This is a genomic window from Mycoplasma sp. CSL10166 (assembly GCF_017116885.1).
GTDB lineage: Bacteria > Bacillota_I > Bacilli_A > Mycoplasmatales > Metamycoplasmataceae > Mycoplasmopsis.
In genome coordinates this window covers 49,810-68,196 of record NZ_JAFIRF010000001.1, presented here as the reverse complement: position 1 = coordinate 68,196, position 18,387 = coordinate 49,810, and the positions used below count along the sequence as shown (strand labels likewise).

Below are 18,387 nucleotides of genomic sequence, written 5' to 3'. Positions count from 1 at the left end.
GAATTTATGAATTTATTAGAAAGTAAATACATAAGAAAAACAAATGAAACAAAAAATATTGTAATAGACGGTAGAGTAAATAATTTCCCAGTTTATGAAATTGAACTTGAGCCATTATTTTATAACGATAAAAATGATAGAATAATTACTTGGTCTTCACAAGAAACAGATTATCCATTAGAAGAATATAGAAAAAAAGATTTTGAAAAATATAATAATCTTTTTGAAAAATGAATTTTCGAAAGTAACCAAATGGCATTAAACAGAACCAAGCAAAATATTCAACTATTAGGGCAAATTGAAGCCGGTGTTGTTTTAAACGACGGTAGAGTTATAGACGGTAACCGTAGATTAACATGCCTAAGAATGTTACAAAAAGAAAACAGTTCATTACCTAATAAATATAAATTTAAAGCCGTTATTTTAGATTTAAATTATGAAAATAATAGCAAGAAAATAAAATTGCTTGAACTAAATATTCAAATAGGTACTGACGAAAAAGTTTCTTACAATCCAATTGAATCAATGATAGGGGCATATAACGATATAGTTTTAAAACAAACTGTTACAATAGAGGAATATGCAGAGGCAACAAGAGAGAGTGTTAAAAAAATAAAAGAAAAAATTGAACAATCTGAATTTTTAATTGAATTTTTAGAATTTATAGGTGCTAAAAATAAATATTATATAGCACGTGAAAATTCTTTACATGATCCAATTTTAGAATCTGTAAAAATAATTAAGAATGCCCAAAAACAAGAATATTCTGAAGATCAAATAAATGATTTAAAAAATATTTTATTTTCAAATTTACTACTTGTTCAAAGCGGAGATAAAACTAGATTTATACGTAAAATAACTAAAATAATTCAAAATAAAGAATTTGGAAATAAACTTATTAGAGAAGAACAGGGTATCGTTGATTACGTTTTGGATACGTTAGATAATTATGTGGATGAAAATCACAACATTAAAGATTTAGATAGTTTTTTAGGTGAAATTGCAAATAGCAATGAATCTGAAAAAGTTAAACAATTACCTGAAAAACTAATAGAGCAAATAAGTTTAAAAGAAGCAGAAAACGCTCCTTTAAAATTAATCGTTAATGCAATCGAAAAAATAGACGAAATAGATAATGAAATTATTTCTAAATTAGATTTTGATAAAATAAATGAATTAATAAAACCGATTGAAGTACTTATAAAAAAATCTACTAAATTAAAAGAAATGTTAAAAGAAATAAATGAATAAATTAACATTAACAACCTTAGAAATAAAAAATAATTTATACAAAATAGTAAGAACAAACGGAAACATTAATCATTTTACTAATTCTAAGACTTATAAAAGAAAATTCTTAAAAAAGTTTTTTGATTGAGGCCTTTCTTCATTAGATGAAAATTATATAGTTGTAAAAGAAAACTTCTCAAATAATGAAATAGAAAATTTAATAGAAAATATAAAAAAATCTTGTACTGATATAAACTATACTTTTGAAATAGATAAAAGTATAGAGAAAACTTTAGAACAAGAAAAATCGATTATTACAAAAAGAAAAAATGTGGGAATAGATATAAAAAATAATAATTTTTCAGATTTGTTATTAGATGAATTTAATAACTTTAAAATTATCATAAAAAAATATTTAATTAGAGAATTAAAACCAAAACAATTATTAAATAGTTTTTTTGGTTTTATAATGAAAAATTCACTAAACTATTCTGTTCCTGGTGCCGGAAAAACTTCCTCTACACTAGCCATATTTTCAGCTCTTTTTGACAAAGGAATAGCAGAGAAAATTATAGTTATTGCTCCTAAAAACTCCTTTGAGTCTTGGATCAATGAATGAAAAAATACTTTTGGCAACAACATAGAATTAAAAGAATATATTTATGAAGGTACGAAAAGTAAAGTGCAAAATTTTTGAAATAAAAATTTAATATTATTGAATTATGAAAAAGTATTTAATTTTAAAGAGCACGCAAATAAAGTTATAAATAAAAAAACTTTCGTGATATTTGACGAGGTACATAAAATTAAGAATCCAGATGGCGTTAGATCTCAAGAGTGAATAAAAATTATTTTAGGTAATCAAAACTGTGGAATAATACAACTTACAGGAACACCGTTGCCTAATACTTATAAAGATATTTTTGTTAGTGCAAAAATGATGTTTTCAAAAGAATTAAAAGATTTTTTTCCTTATTCCGTTGAAGAATTAGAAAAAATATCCGAAAACAATAATATTTCAAAAATGAAAATAGTAAATCAAGATTTATACCCTTTCTTCATAAGAACATCAAAAAAAGATTTGAAAATATTACCGCCATTAAAAGATAAATTTATTGAAGTAGAAGCTACTCCAGACGAAATATTAATTTTTAAAGAAATAAATAAAAATATTAAAAATGGCCCAGAAAAACTTATTAGATTTATGCAATTAGAGTCTAATCCTAAAATGCTAGCAAAAACAATAGAAGATGATGATATTTTAGATTCATTGGAATTAAGTAAAAACGAAATGCTAAATTTTAATATCATTTCAAAAGAATTGGTAGAAAACATCTATTTTTCTTCGAAATTTAAAAAAATGTTCGAATTAGTAAGATCTTTAGTATTTGAAAGAAAAAAAGTTATTGTTTGATGTATTTTTAAAGATACAATAAATACTATTTATGATTTTTTAAACCAAAATAATATTAAAACTGTCAAAATTCATGGCGAAGTGGAAGATCAACAAAGAACTTTATATATTAAAGGTTTCAAAGAAGGTCGATATGATGTTATAGTTACAAATCCACACACTTTGGCTGAATCTGTATCATTTCACAAAATTTCTCATGATGCAATATACTATGATCTTAGTTATAATTTAGTGCATTATTTGCAATCAAAAAATAGAATTCATAGACTAGGATTAACTAATGATGAGTATACTCAATATCATTTCATTTCTCAAAACTACAATTTAGGAAATTTAAAATACAATTTAATAGAAAAAATATATAAAAGATTGTTGCAAAAAGAAGAAATAATGAACGAGGCAGTAGAATCCCAACACTTAGAAACTCAAACCTTTAGTTCTTCGGATGATATTTTAAAAATATTAGAAGATTTAAAATAAAAGCATTCATTTTGTTTGCTTTTTTTATTAAAATAAATTTAATTAAATTTAATTATTTATTATAAAATATTAATGAGTAGTTTCGCATATTTTAAGCCTATTTAACAAAAATAAAGGAGATAAATATGATTAAACTACAAAATAATATATTAAAGTACAAATTCAAAAATCCACTTTTGCTACATCAGGCCTTAATTACAAAAGGATACTCAAATACAAATAGTAATGGTGGAAGTTTAGAAAACGGTTTAAAAACCGTAAATAATGAATACCTTGAGTTTTTAGGGGATCCTGTTCTAAATTTAGTTGTCAAAGAATATTTGATTGGTAAATATAAGAAAAAAGACATCCCTAGCTTAGACATTGAGGTTGATTTAGGTAAAATAAACGATGAATCACAAAGTTACTTTAAAAATGATCATTTAAAAATAATCGCAAAAACAATTAACATTAATGAATTAAAGCATTCTAGTCGAGCAAATGACGAGGACGATAGCTCTAAAGAAAATGCTGATATTATTGAAGCAATCATTGGAGCTGTATATATAGACTCAAATTATGATTTTAATATTACTCGTGATGTTGTAATTAGACTACTACAAATTGGTGAATCTTCTGGAAAAAGTGACGAAAATATTATTAATAATACAGTTAAAAATAGTAAAGAAGTTGCAATTTCTAAACAAAATAAAGTAGCATTCAAAATTCCAACAGAAAAAAGTAATATTGATAAACTAATAAAATTAAATATTATTGATGTTACAAATACACTTTCTCAACTTGTTAAGGAAGGTTCAAACAATAATTGAGAAAGTATAATATCTGTTAAAGATAAGTTAAACAATAGTAATTTAGTTGAATTTAAGTCTAAAAAGTCAAAGAAAAAAGATTCGATTAACGATGTAATTGTAAAATTAGATAAATGATCTACTAGCCGTTTAAGTGATTATGAGAATAATTTAAATACTCCTTCTAAAAAAGATTTAGAAAAGTATGTAAATAAAGACGATTTAAGTAAAGTCGAATCACTAACATTTAAATTTGAAAGCAAGCAAAGCGGCATTACAACTTGATTTTTTGTAGGTAAATTGAAACTTAATAACCAAAACACTAACCATGACTTTAAAGTTTCTGCACCTAAAAAAGATAAGTTAAAATCTGAAGTTAAAAATTATATTGCTAACTATATTAAAAATATAGATAAACCAAAAGCAAAAAATAAAAAAACCGATGATTTAGCATCAAAAATAGTCGCTTACGAAAAGGAATCAAGACCTTTTGCTAGCTTAAAAAATAAATTTGAGAAATATAAAATCGAAATTACTGATATCACTGAAAAACAAATATCAAAAGATAAGGTTGAATTAAACGTTTCGCTGCTATTTAAAAATAATTCTGAAACAATGACTAAAAAAATTGAATCAAACAATCGTACAAAAGCGTTAAATTCACTTTCTAATCAATTGCATTTAGCAATTAATAACAAATTCAAAGATAAATAGTTGAAAAAAATACGAAACTACTCTAGACTATTTATTAGTTAAAAACCTTAGCCCTTTTACAAGACTAAGGTTTTTAAATTAAAATTTATGATTTTTTAAATTTTTTAAAAAATAGATTTCGTTTTAAATATAAAATTTTTATTATTAAAAACAAAAACTGGACTTGTTAAAGTTCAGTTTTTCTCTGTTATTATTTATTTAAATCTTCTCATTTTCAATTTCTAACTTCATCAATATCAATACCAACTTCTTTTATATAGTAGTTGTGGTATGCGATTTTTTCGTCCATTAAATCTAAGAAATCTTTAACATTTTCTTGACCATACACTGCTCTAGCGGCTGTTTTAGACATGTGGAATCTATCCATGTGTGACATTAAACGAATATCAAATGATGTAGTGATATCACCATTTTCCCTGTATCCGTGAACTCATAAATTGTGGTTTCTACGTGAGAAGAAGAAGTCTCTAATTAAACCTTCAAATCCGTGGAACGCAAATAATATTGGTTTATTTGTTGTAAACACTGAATTAAATTCTTCATCTGATAAACCACGTGGGTCAATACTTTGATGTCTTAATTTTAATAAATCAACAACATTAACGAATCTGATTTTTAGATCTTTAAAATGTTTATTTAAAATTGAAATTGTAGCTAATGCTTCTAAGTTTGGTTCTGTTCCTGCAGCTACAACAACTAAATCTGGTTCTTCACCTTCTTTAACGGTTGATGCTCAATCAATTACTTTGTAACCTTTTTCAACCAATTCTCTCGCTTCTTCTACGTTATAAAATTGATCTCTAGGTTGTTTTGACGCAACAATTAAGTTAATTACATTTCTTTCTCTAAATGATTTATCTAAAACTGCTAATAATGTATTTGAGTCTGCAGGTAAATATTCTCTGATTAATTCAGGTCTTTTATCTGCTAAGTGTCCTAAAATACCTGGATCTTGGTGTGTATAACCATTGTGATCTTGTTGGAATGCAGTTGATGTTGCAATAACGTTTAATGAAGGATAATCTTTTCTTCATGAAATTTTATTTGCTTTAACAACTCATTTCATATGTTGAGTTAACATAGAATCAACTACTCTTAAAAATGATTCATATGAAGCAAAGAATCCGTGACGTCCAGTTAATACATAACCTTCTAAGAATCCTTCTGCTTGGTGTTCTGATAATTGAGAATCAATTAATCTTCCCGCAGGACTTAAAGCTTCATCTAATTCAGGATTAATTTTTTCCATTCATTGTCTATTTGTTACTTTTAAAACTTCAAATAATCTATTTGATTTAGTTTCATCAGGTCCAAAAGCTCTAAAGTTTGTTGGATTTCTTTTGATAATATCAGCAAATCAATAGCTAGCTGTTACCATATCTTGGTCTTTAACTTCACCAGGTTTAGTAAATTTAAGTGCAAAATCTTCTCAATTTCCAAAATTAAGTGTTGTAGGGTTTACACCACCATTTGTAATTGGGTGCATTGCCATTCTTTTTTCACCTTTTGGCGCGATATCAGCAAATTCTTTTTTAAAAGAACCATCTTCGTTAAATAATTCATGTGGTTTATATGATAATAATCAATTTTCTAATTCATCAATCATTTTTGGGTTTTCAGAAGTAACAGGAACTGGTACTTGGTGAGCTCTAAAACTTCCTTCATATTTTAAGTTATTAATTCTTTCAGGTAATGTTCAACCTTTTGGTGTTCTAACAATTAAAGCTGGTCAAACAGGTCTTGTTGCTTCTTCAGCTGGTCTTTGTCTTTGCTCAGCATGAATTGCTTTAATTTTTTCGATTGCTAAATCAAATTTTTCTGCCATTAGCTCATGAATACCAATAGTATCTTTTGGGTCAGCTTCAACAAAAATAGCTTCTCAACCATAACCTGCCAGCATATCTGAAATTTCTTTATCAGTTTTTCTAGCATAAATTGTAGGGTTTGAAATTTTTCCACCATTAACATGAACAATAGGCAATACAACCCCGTCATTTACAGGATTAATAAATGATGATGAGAATCAACTTCCTGCTAAAGGACCTGTTTCTGCTTCACCATCCCCAATAACTGTTGCCGCAATAATATTTGGGTTATCTAAAATAGCACCTACTGCATGCGAAATTGAATACCCTAATTCCCCACCTTCATGAATTGAACCAGGTGTTTCGGGAGCAGCATGAGACGCTGTACCACCAGGGAATGAGAATCTTTTAAACATTCTTGTTAACCCTTCAGTATCATTTGTAATTTCTGGGAATAGTTCTGAATAACTTCCGTCTAAAAATGAGTTAGAAATCATAACTTGTCCACCATGACCTGGACCTGAAATGTAAAACATTTCTAAATCATATTTATTTATTACACGATTTAAGTGTGCATAAATTAAGTTTTGACCAGGTATTGTTCCTCAGTGCCCAATTGGATACATTTTAATATCTTCTGGACGAATTTTATCAAAAAGTAAAGGATTATTTCTTAAGTACATTTGACCTAATGATAAATAATTTGCAGCTCTTCATCAAGCATGAACTTTATCTAAATAATCTTTACTATCAAAATCATTTTTTTTCATAAATCTCCTAATTTATTATTTTATTTTTTATTAAAAGAATCTTTTTTTTCAAAAGATAACTATATAGTATATTTATTATATTATTTTTATATTATTTTTTATAAAAATATGTTTTTATTTCATATTTTCCATTGCATTGTATAAGTTTATAAAAATATTCAGTAAATACCGAATATCTTTTTTTATTCTTCTATAAATTGTTTTAAATACTTAGCGAGTCCGGAGTCATTACATGAATGACTTGTAACCTCGTCAGCTATTTGTTTTAATTCATCAACTGAATTTGCCATGGCAACAAGTTTTCCTATCTTGCCTTTTGCAGATGCATCATTCATCGAATCGCCTATATGAATTGCATCTTTTGGATCGATCCCTCACAGTTTACATAATCTTAACTCTTCATCACCTTTAGATACATTTGCTCCTGTTATTTCTAGTATATTATTATTTCCACTAATTGTAACAGTTAATCTACCTTCGAATTTTTTGCCTCATTCATTAGCTAATTCTCTGATTCTATCTTTATTTAAATTTCAAATAAGAGCCTTGTATACATCAAAATCATTTTTGTAATCCTTATATCTTTTAGCATTTTTCTTACCAAATCCCATGAGAATTTTATAAAATCAGTTTTTGACAAACGCCAAATCTCTTGAGTTTGAATTATAAACTACAAAAGATTTACTTTTTTTAATTTCATCAAAAAGTTCTTGAGCAACTTTTGGATCTACTATTTCTTTATTAACTACTTCTCCCTTTACAACTGTTTGTGCACCATTTCAAGCAATATAAGTTTCAGAACCTAAATCTCTAACTATTTTAGCTGTTTTTGGGTTAACACCTCTCCCGGTTGATACAATAACCGGAATTTGTGTTTGAAGTTTTCTAATTATATTTTTTGTATATTCTGTGGCTTCTTTGTGTCAAAATTTTTCGCCTGGACCATCTAAAGTTGTTCCGTCTAGGTCTATAAAAATTACTTTTGGTTTATTCATTTTTTCTCCTTAATTATAATGTAAATAATGACATTTGATTAGTTTCTGTTAGATCTTTAAGAACACCTAATTCATCTAGCACGTTTGTTATGGTTTTATTCACACCACTTCTTAATTTAAAGTCTTCTTTCGAAATAAACGGTCTTTCTTCACGAGCTTGAACTAATTTTTGGGCAGCCGCAAGACCTAAACCTTTAACAGATGTAAAAGGCGGAATTAAAGCATTGTTTTCATAATCAATTATTCATTCGTCTGCTTTAGATTTCATTAAATCAATATTAGAAATTTTATAACCTCTAGCATAAATTTCACGTGCTATTTCTAAAGTTACTAGAAGATCTTCGTCTAATTTCTTTTTATCTTTTAATTTATTAATTTCGTTAATTTTTTCATTAATTTTTACCGCTTTAAAGTCATCAACAATAACTTTAATATCAAATTCTGATACACGGATAGATAAATACGTTGAGTAATATTCTAATGGTTTATATAACTTAAATCAAGCGATACGTCAAGCCATAATTACATATGCTGTAGCATGTGCCTTAGGGAACATATACTCAATCATTAACATACTTTTGATCATTCACTCCGGAATATTATTTTTCTTTAGCTCTGATTGTTCTTCCGGGCTTAATCCTTTACCTTTTCTAACTTTTTCCATTACCTTAAATGAAAATAAGGGATCTAAACCTTTTTTAATTAAAATTAACATAATATCATCCCTACAAGAAATGACATCACTTACAGACATATTTTGTTCTTTGATTAATGTTTCTGCATTACCCTTTCACACGTTTGTACCATGTGATAATCCTGAAATAGAAATTAAGTCTGAAAAAGTTCTAGGATTTGCATCTTTAAGCATTTTTCTAACAAAGTTGGTACCAAATTCTGGTAATCCTACTGCACCTGTAGGCTCGTCTCCAATTTCGCTCGGTTGAATACCTAACTCTTTAGTGCTATAAAATAATGACATAACTCTAGGATCTTTTTTAGGTATATCCGTTTTAACATTAACTCCTGTCATCTTAGATAACATAGCAATCGCGGTAGGATCTCTATGACCTAAAATATCTAATTTTAATAAATTATCATGAATAGATTCAAAATTTAAATGAGTAGTTTTTCAATTTAATGAAGTATCATCGGCTGGATAATTAATTGGTGTAAAATACTCTACATCAAATTCTTTTGGTACAATGATAATACCACCAGGGTGTTGACCTGTAGTACGTTTAACTCCTTCAATTTTGTATGATAAAAAGTCTATATAACTATTTGTGTAACCAAAATTAAACTCTTCGTTTGCTTTTTTAATATAACCAAATGCTGTTTTATCTTTTATAGTTGATATTGTACCAGCTCTAAAAGTATGATATTCTCCGAAAAGTTCCTTTATATAATCATGTATAAATCCTTGATATTCACTTGAGAAATTAAGGTCTATATCCGGAACTTTATCAGCTTGAAAACCTAAGAAAGTTTCAAAAGGTATCGAATTCCCATCCTTATCCATTAAAATATTGCATTTTTCACACATTTTATCATCTAAATCATAACCTGATGGAGTTGGAGGATTTTTAACTAGCTCAAAATATTTACAATTATCACAAATATAATGCGGTGGTAATGGGTTAACTTCAGTTATTTCTGCCATTGTTGCAACAAAAGATGAACCAACACTACCACGACTACCAACGATATATCCATTTTCTTCAGATTTTTTTACTAAAATATGTGAAATTCAATAAACAACATCAAAACCATATTTTAAAATAGGTTCCAATTCTTGTTTAATCCTTAATTCTACAATTTCAGGTAATTTTTCACCATATTTCTTATGTGCATTACTATAAACTAACTCTTTTAATTTTACATTTGAATTATCAAATTTAGGGGTATATAATTTTTCTCGCGTTACAACAATATTATCATCAACCATATCTGCAATTTTATTTGGAGTTTCCACAACAATTTCTTTTACTAAATCTAAATGACCCAGAAAACTAAATTGATGAATCATTTCTTCGGTTGTTAAATAATTTAATGTTGGTATTTGTAAACTATCTTTCTTTCTATAATCAAACAAAAAATGAGATGTATTTCCAATTCCTTTTGAATATACTAGTGATTTGAAAAATATTGCATCTTCTTTAGTTTCGTATCTAACGTCACCAATAGCAACCACCATCTTATTTAAACTTTTTGCCTTATTAACAAGATGTGTAAGCAACCCTTCTATTTCTTCTTTTGAAAAATCATCTTTTCCGCTTCATTTATGAGAAAGTGTTTGCGGCGCTGGTATTTCTATATAATCACATCTTTCAATGATTTTCTCTAACTCTATATCATTCGAATAAAGTAGTTTATCAATTAATTCACCCCTTAAACCATTTGAACCAATTAATATATTTTTACTTTTTGGTAAATCGTCAAAAAACATTTTTGGAGAGTTTCAAAAACGTTCTGTTAATGTTTTTGAAATCATTTGGAAAATTTCTTTTAAACCATCGTTGTTCAAAGCGATTACTGAATATTGATTAAAAGTAGTATTTAACTTAGAATAAAATAATTTTTCATCTCTAGTAAATTCATTCAACTCGCTCAATGTTACTACATTGTTATCGACAAATCAAAAAATAGAGTTCTTAAAAGCACTAGCCAAAACTTCCGCATCATAATCAGCTCGGTGAGCAACTTCGGTATCATAAATAACATCGAAGTTCTTACAAAATTCACCTAAACTATGTTTTTTCTTATCTTCAAAAATAATTCTTGAAATCATAAGAGTATCTATATATGTTGTTTTTGGTAATTCTCTATTAGCTTCTAAAAACTTTTGTATCAAGAAGTTCATGTCAAATTTTGCATTATGCGCAACCGCTATTTTATTGTTGAATAATTCATAAATTTTATCAAGCGCATCGTCTAATTGAATACCTTGAGAATCAATCATTTGTTGAGTAATACCTGTTAAGTTAGTTGTAAATGCAGATAGAGGTTTTTTAGCTTTAACAAAAAATTGTGACTTATTGACAATCTCGCCGTTCTTAATTACAGTTGCACCAAATTCTATCAATTCCCCAATTCTTGGAGATAAATGAGTTGTTTCTATATCGAAAATAACAAATTCCGCATCGTTAATATTTATACTAGGGTCGAAATCACCTAAAATAATATTATTTCCTTTTTCGATAATATCAAAAGAAACACCATAAATGGGTTTTATGCCATTTTTCTTTGCTGCTTGTGTAAATTCAGGAAACGCTTGAACCGAATTTGAATCTAGTATTGCAACGGCTTTGTGACCATGTTTTTTAGCAATTTCTACTAAATCTGTCGCAGATAAAATACCATCCATGGTATTCATTTTAGTTCTTGCTGATAATTCAATTCTCTTTTCTATTGAATTATCCAAAGTAACATTATGATAAGGATTATCTCCAACAATAATTTTATCTGATCTAACATTTTTATTTAAGTCAAAACCATATCTGTTTATTTGTAATAATCCATCAACAAGAATAAATTGTCCAACTTTATAAATTGTCGCATTGTTTTTATCTTCACCTAAATAGTGAGAAACTGTTATGGTATCTTTATAGTCTGTTAAACTATATTTTGCCACGTAGACATTACCTAGCCTTCTAATTTCTTGACGATAAATTTCGCCCTCAAAATGAACTTTTTTATTTGTTTCTAACTCCGAGAAAGTTGACATTTCTTTTATCGTTACATGATTATATGTATTTTTGGAAAATTTATTAAATCTAAAATTAGAATTATTATTGTTGTTATAAAAATTTGAACTATAACTATTTGTTTTTTGAATATTAACCTCTTTTTGGTTAAGTTCTTTTATATACTTTTGAAGTTCTTTATCATGTTCTTCAATATGATTAAAACTATTAATGGTTTCTACCAATTGAAAATCAATTTGAAAATCTTTAAATCCATAACGAATCATATCATTTTTGATTATATTTCTAGCTTCAGTAATTTCCTCTTCGGAAATGTCTGATTCATGCTTTATTATATATGTTCCATTATTTGGATTTAATACTAAAGCGGAACTATTTTTTTTAATTAATTCGGCAACTTTTGGTATTTTTTTAATTAATGCGGGTATTATGTTTAAAAGATATTCTCTAAATTCTAAGGATTCGTATACATAATTTTTAACAATAAAATTAAATTTATTTTCTTTTGCAATTTTTGAATTTTTTGTAGCTCATAATAAATTTTTGAATGTTTTAAAATTCAAAATCGAATGTATTACAAAGGTAAACTCTTTTTCACTATTTTGTTCAAGAATAACATCATCTAATTCTGGGTCATATTTTAAACCAGAATAAATAGCAAAACTGTTTAATAAGTGATCTCTAAATTTAGACATATGGCTCCTTCTAACTTCTTCAAGCAATAATTCCGATTAAACTTCATAAAACAAAAACAAACGATACACTATCAAATCTATCCAAAATACCACCATGTCCTTTTAGTATTTTAGAGAAATCTTTAATTTCCAATCTACGCTTTATATATGAAAAATATAGGTCACCTAACAATGCAAAAATAGGCGAAGCGATAATTAATAATGAAAAACTTATTTTTTTAATTCCTTTATCAAAAACTAATTCTGACAAAATATTATCACCACTTTTTTGAGTAACACTATAATAGCTTCAAACAAAAATTAAAGCAATTAAAATAGCAAACACATAACCAATAATGGCCCCTTCCCAAGTTTTTTTAGGACTAATTAATGGCGCCATCTTAGATTTAAATAGTTTATTTCCAAAAAACATGCCGCCAAAAAATCCGCCCGTGTCATAAGAAACCGAAAAAATAAAGAAAATAATGATATATTCTAAACCTGTATTTAAAGTATTTAAATAAATATAGGTTTTTATAAAGTTAATAGCAACAAAAATTGACAAGAAAAAACTTATACCCCTATGTAAAAGTGCTAAATAATTAGTTTTATTATCATTGGAATAATATCTAAATAACATAAATATTATTGTTAATAATAAAATAAATATGTAAGTTTGTCAACTACCTAATATATAATTAAAAATATTACTCTTTAATATGCTGTCGGTAAGACCGTTTTCTAATAACTCCTTACCTAAAATAGGATTAGATCCATTTAAAATAAGTATATTTATTAAAAACTTGTCATTAACAAATAATCCAATAATTCCGATAAATGATATTAAAATTGATAATTTCGTTTTTTGTAAATAAGCTTTTGTAAGTTCGAATAACAAAATGAACAAAAAACTAGAAATTAATATTAAAGAAAAAATCCTTAATATTCAAAATGGCACAAGTTCAAAATTATAACTATAATAAAAGCTATATCTATTTATAGCAATAAACATTATAAAAATAACCGCAATAATGATTGCGGGAATTATTCTTTGACTAATAAGAGCATTCATTTTTTCATTTTTTGAAATCATATTTATATTATAAACGATTACTAATTAAAAGTTATTATATTTTACATATAAAAGTTATTATTTTATTGCATTTTCATGTTATTTTATAATATAAATTAATATCATTAACTAAAAAACATAGAAAAGTTATAATCTTTTTAAATTTATTTATTTTAAGTTGTTATTAATAAATATTTGTAAATAACCATCCATTACTTCGGTTTTAACATGCTCAATATTTTGAATATTAATTTGATTTATTATTTGATCATTTCCTGTAATTTTGTATTGAAATTCATTTATAGAATACTTAGATAAGAAATATTGTATATATCCATAAACTTGAGCTTTACAACCTAAATTTAATGCCGAATGAGTGTCGTTTCCTTTGTCGTTTGTCAAATTAGTTCTCATGTATTTTCTATCTAATTTATTTATTTTATCAAAAAGGTGTGAATACGATTCATAAAACCCGGGTGCAATAGCTACCGATATTAATTTATTATCTTTTATAACAACTGTAGTTAAAGCGGTTCCAAAACTAAATATTACAGCATTTTTATGATGATTTGACTCACATAATCCTATCAAATCAATCCCTAATTCATTAATATCTACATCAGAAAAATCTGTTTTGAATTTCTTTTTATTATTAATAATATAAGGTTTAGAATCAGGAAAATATTCTAAGAGAATTTTTTTAAAAAACATATACATTTCTTCGTTTACAAAACCTAGAATTAATTTTTGTTTACATTCTAAATTGATGGCTTCACTTAAAAAAGTTCTCATTTTATCTATTAAAATATTTTTTTGATTTAAATTACTAGTTAATTGAAATTTATATTTTATTAGCTTAAAATTCCAATTATAAACAGCATACTTTATAGAAGAGTTACCTATATCAAATACAACATATTCATTATTAATTTCTTTTTCAAAAAAGTTTATCATATATTATAAATTGTACTTTGTATTGTGATATAATCAAATAAAAATAATTAATTAAGAGGCAAAATGAAAAAAATAAACATAGGCTTTACAAATGAATCGTTTTTAAACGATAATGGCGACTTTTATCAAATTAAAAAATATAATTGATTTAATCACAAATTAGATTATAAATTATTAGAAAAATTTGATTTTGTTCCTAAATTAGTTGATGATACACCAAAATGTCTTGAATGACAATGAATTGAAGGTAAAAATCCAGAATTTACAAGAGATGATTTAGAAACTATTGCAGATAATTTAAAAACCCTGCATGATTCTGAGTTAAAATTTCCTAAATCAAATCATTCAGCGAGAATTAAAAAATATCGTCAAATTTTAAAAGAAAGAAATATTAAAATTGAAGTTTTAGATAAGTATTATAAACGTATTAATTTAATATTGTCGAAAAGTCAACACAATAGACCTCTTCACAACGATTTATACACAGCAAATATTATTAAGAGAACATCAGATAATAAAATATTTTTTATAGACTGAGAATATGCTTCAATGGGCGATAAACACTTTGATTTAGCTTATTTTATAACCGGCTCTTTTTTAAATAAAGAACAAGAAGAAATATTTTTGAATAGATACGAATCGTATTGAGAAGAATATTTAATACAACAAAAAATACTTATATATTATTTAATAATTTTATGAATTAATGTTCAAGATGTTAAACCATTCGATGATAAACCGTCTATAATAAAATTGGAAGAAACAGTAAAAGAGTTTGAATATAAAAAGTTAAACAACTTATTTAAAAAATAAAAATAAAAATCTAGATATTTTTAAATCTAGATTTTTAAAATACCAATTTTATTATAATTTATCAATAATTTCTTTAAATTCGTTAACACGTGATTTTGCATAAGCAACACGATCACCGTTGATTAGATCCGGCATTTTTGTTCCATTAACTTTTATGAAGTTAATAGTTTTTGCACCTACAAATTTGAAAGCTGAACGTAATCATTGATTTTGTAATGATTCTGTTCCTTCTGCTTGAGGACCACCTTGTGAACTAACGATAACAACATTTAAATTGTTTAATAATCCAACTGGATTTCCGTCTTTTGATAATTTATATGAAAAAGTTTTATCAGCAACAGCAATTGCATCTATAAAGTTCTTAACAAGTGTTGGAACTGTAAAATTAACAACTGTAGATGATAATACTAATAAATCTGTTTCTTTTAATTTGTTTATTCATTTATCTGAATTAACATCAGCGTAAAATGATGGGAAATGTGTTTGTGATAAATGTGTTTTATCAAATTCTGAACCTGATAAATTAATTCTTTCAGGGTTTTCTACAACCTTTTCAAATTCATTTAATAATGTTGTTGTGTATGATCCTTCGTTTGTGAAGAATGCACCGTCTAAAAATAATACTTTTTTCATTTAAAATCCTTTCATTTTTAATAATTAAATTATACATAAAAAAATAAAAAAACACATAAAAAGTATCTTTTTAATGTATTTTTTACATCTTTTCTTATTTTAAGGTATTATTAACATTTTTTACAAAATCATAATTTGTTTTATCTTTTATATCTTCAAAAACTTTGTTAATCTTTTTATTATCACTTCTGCCTAAATCAGGAATAATAATATTTATTTGAATTCTTAAATCACCAGTTCTTGTTGAGTTCATCATACCTTTTCCGGGTATTTTTATTATCTTACCATTTGAATATGATTTTTTCATCTTAATTCTGGTTAAACCGTGTGGAGTAGGTACATCAACTTCATTTTCCATGAAAATATCAATAAATGAAACGTCAAAGTTTAAATATAAATCTAATCCATCACGTTTAAAATAAGGATGTTCTTGAACATATATTTGTAAATACAAGTCTCCTGGTCTTCCGCCGTTATAACCTTTCTCTCCAAAACCTTCAGCTTTTATAACTAAATTATTAGATGCCCCTTTTGGTATAGATATATTAACAACCTTTGAACTTTTTGTATATTTTTGACCTTTACATAAAGTACATTTATCTGTTATTATTTTTCCTAGACCATTACATGTCGAACAGACAACTTTTTGTATTTGTCTACCAAAAAAAGAATTAAATTGTTTTGTTTCAGCACCTGTACCATTACATGTTGAACAAGTTTTATAAGAATTTTTATCTTTTGCACCTGTACCAGAACATTGTAAACACAATTCGTATTTATCTAATTTTTCCTTAAACTGAACACCATTAAACGCTTCCATAAAAGTAATAGTTTTATAAGCTTGTTTATCATTTCCTTTTCTAGGCTCGTTACTATTTCTTTGACTTCTTCTAGAGTTGAAACTACCACCAAAAATATTTTCGAAGATATCTTCAAAACCTCCGAATGAAGATTCGTCAAAACCTCCTGCTCCAGCTCTTCCTTGTGCAGCATCAGCTCCATATTGGTCATATATCTTCCTTTTCTCATCGTTAGATAAAATTTCGTAAGCCTCATTAATTTCATGCATTTTTTGGTCACTTGTTCCATCTTTCAATTTATCAGGGTGATATTTTTTAGCTAAACTTCTATATGCTGTTTTTATTTCTGCTTGTGTTGCGTCTTTTTTTACACCTAATGTTTCATAATAATCTTTTTTACTCATAATCTAAATTTTAGCATAATAATAATTTATTTGCTAATAAATAATATATATTAACTAAAAAAGGGTATAAAAAAAGCAGCTCCCTATTTTCACCAAGTGGCTATCGTCGGCGTAAAGAGGCTTAACTACTGAGTTCGGAATGGTATCAGGTGGACCCTCTTGCTATTGCTACTGATAATAGTATACACTATAAATTTAAAAACCAAAAAAATTTTTATTTTTTTTATTATTTTAATTTGATTACACAAAGCGAAAATATGTTGAATATGTCAAAATAAACGATCATAGTAAATGCAAAGATATAATTTTCTAATTTTGTTATTAATTTCTTTTTACTTATTATATATATTGTTCTAATTGAACACTTCACTTCATTCGTCGATTAAAATTATGATATTAAATTTTAAATGATTTTTTGATTTGTATTGGATGAAATCACTTCCTTTTTATATTAATATACAAAATAAGATAAGAGGGAAGATAATAATATGCAAAGTATTCCTTAAAAATAAAATTTTAAATTTTTACTTGATCTTTTTATACATGTTTTATGTTACAAGAAAAAGTTTAAACTTTGTTTTTATAACAAGTAATTTTGCAAGTGATTAAAACCTAAAAGAGAGATATTAAATAATTTTTGTATAATTAAAAATTAATTATAATTCTTGTTTGAGGAGACATATGGATAAAAAACTAAAACATTTAACTGAGTTGCAGTACAAAGTAACTCAAGAAGGTTATACCGAAAAACCTTTTGATAATTTATATGACAAACATTTCGAAAAAGGGATTTACGTTGATATAGTTGATGGTACACCATTATTCATATCAACAGATAAATTTGATTCAGGATGTGGTTGACCAGCCTTTAGTAAACCTATAAATAACGAAATTATAAAAGAACTAGAAGATAATTCATATAACATGAAACGCACTGAGGTCAAGTCAAAAAATGCAAATTCTCACCTAGGACACGTTTTTTCAGACGGACCAAAAGAATTGGGTGGTTTAAGATATTGCATTAACTCTGCATCTCTTAAATTTATACCTTTTGAACAAATGGATCAAGAAGGTTATTCAGAATACAAAAAATACGTTAAATAATTCTTAACGTATTTTTTGTATTCTTTCTTTATT

At 26.1% G+C, this 18,387-nt stretch carries 12 protein-coding genes and 1 rRNA gene; 5 read left to right on the top strand and 8 right to left on the bottom strand.

Features of this window, described 5'->3' with window-relative positions; all coding sequences use genetic code 4:
• Window positions 1-6 precede the first annotated feature (6 nt).
• The 3 genes from JXZ93_RS00230 (at window position 7) to JXZ93_RS00220 (ending at window position 4,626) form a co-directional block, all read left to right on the top strand.
• Window positions 7-1,251 (top strand): hypothetical protein, encoded by a 1,245-nt coding sequence (locus tag JXZ93_RS00230; protein ID WP_205852393.1) that lies wholly within the window; start codon window positions 7-9, stop codon window positions 1,249-1,251.
• Entirely contained in the window at window positions 1,244-3,124 is a 1,881-nt protein-coding gene (locus tag JXZ93_RS03530) for a DEAD/DEAH box helicase (RefSeq protein ID WP_205852392.1), read from the top strand. The genes JXZ93_RS00230 and JXZ93_RS03530 overlap by 8 nt, the downstream gene beginning before the upstream one ends.
• Before the next feature lie 125 nt (window positions 3,125-3,249).
• Window positions 3,250-4,626 carry a ribonuclease III family protein gene (locus JXZ93_RS00220; protein ID WP_205852391.1) on the top strand — a complete coding sequence of 459 codons (1,377 nt, stop codon included), beginning with the start codon at window positions 3,250-3,252 and terminating at the stop codon, window positions 4,624-4,626.
• A 190-nt stretch (window positions 4,627-4,816) separates the two neighbouring features.
• Here JXZ93_RS00220 and JXZ93_RS00215 read toward each other — a convergent pair whose 3' ends face one another.
• From JXZ93_RS00215 to JXZ93_RS00195, 5 genes are all read right to left on the bottom strand, one after another.
• Window positions 4,817-7,201 (bottom strand): phosphoketolase, encoded by a 2,385-nt coding sequence (locus tag JXZ93_RS00215; RefSeq protein ID WP_205852390.1) that lies wholly within the window; start codon window positions 7,199-7,201, stop codon window positions 4,817-4,819.
• 182 nt (window positions 7,202-7,383) lie between these two features.
• Window positions 7,384-8,196 (bottom strand): HAD family hydrolase, encoded by an 813-nt coding sequence (locus JXZ93_RS00210; RefSeq protein ID WP_205852389.1) that lies wholly within the window; start codon window positions 8,194-8,196, stop codon window positions 7,384-7,386.
• 13 nt (window positions 8,197-8,209) lie between these two features.
• On the bottom strand, window positions 8,210-12,595 hold the full coding sequence (locus JXZ93_RS00205) for a PolC-type DNA polymerase III (protein WP_205852388.1): 4,386 nt from the start codon (window positions 12,593-12,595) through the stop codon (window positions 8,210-8,212).
• A 10-nt stretch (window positions 12,596-12,605) separates the two neighbouring features.
• On the bottom strand, window positions 12,606-13,667 hold the full coding sequence (locus JXZ93_RS00200) for a phosphatidate cytidylyltransferase (RefSeq protein WP_205852160.1): 1,062 nt from the start codon (window positions 13,665-13,667) through the stop codon (window positions 12,606-12,608).
• A 147-nt stretch (window positions 13,668-13,814) separates the two neighbouring features.
• Window positions 13,815-14,600, bottom strand: coding sequence for a type III pantothenate kinase (locus tag JXZ93_RS00195; protein WP_205852161.1), 786 nt, complete (start codon window positions 14,598-14,600; stop codon window positions 13,815-13,817).
• Between the two features lie 63 nt (window positions 14,601-14,663).
• Here JXZ93_RS00195 and JXZ93_RS00190 point away from each other — a divergent pair, with 63 nt between their 5' ends.
• Window positions 14,664-15,413 (top strand): phosphotransferase, encoded by a 750-nt coding sequence (locus tag JXZ93_RS00190; protein WP_205852162.1) that lies wholly within the window; start codon window positions 14,664-14,666, stop codon window positions 15,411-15,413.
• A 51-nt stretch (window positions 15,414-15,464) separates the two neighbouring features.
• Here the strand turns inward: JXZ93_RS00190 and JXZ93_RS00185 are convergent, their stop codons facing one another.
• The 3 genes from JXZ93_RS00185 to rrf all read right to left on the bottom strand — a co-directional run bounded on the left by JXZ93_RS00185 (window position 15,465) and on the right by rrf (window position 17,426).
• Window positions 15,465-16,046, bottom strand: coding sequence for an FMN-dependent NADH-azoreductase (locus JXZ93_RS00185; protein ID WP_205852163.1), 582 nt, complete (start codon window positions 16,044-16,046; stop codon window positions 15,465-15,467).
• Between the two features lie 94 nt (window positions 16,047-16,140).
• Window positions 16,141-17,250: a DnaJ C-terminal domain-containing protein gene (locus tag JXZ93_RS00180; protein WP_241007086.1), complete on the bottom strand. Its 1,110-nt coding sequence runs from the start codon at window positions 17,248-17,250 to the stop codon at window positions 16,141-16,143.
• Window positions 17,251-17,320: 70 nt separating this feature from the next.
• Window positions 17,321-17,426 (bottom strand): 5S ribosomal RNA (gene rrf, locus JXZ93_RS00175).
• Between the two features lie 505 nt (window positions 17,427-17,931).
• Between rrf and msrB the strand changes: the two genes are divergently transcribed.
• The gene (gene msrB, locus JXZ93_RS00170; protein WP_205852164.1) at window positions 17,932-18,354 is read left to right on the top strand and encodes a peptide-methionine (R)-S-oxide reductase MsrB; all 423 of its coding nucleotides are present in this window, start codon (window positions 17,932-17,934) and stop codon (window positions 18,352-18,354) included.
• Window positions 18,355-18,387 lie beyond the last annotated feature (33 nt).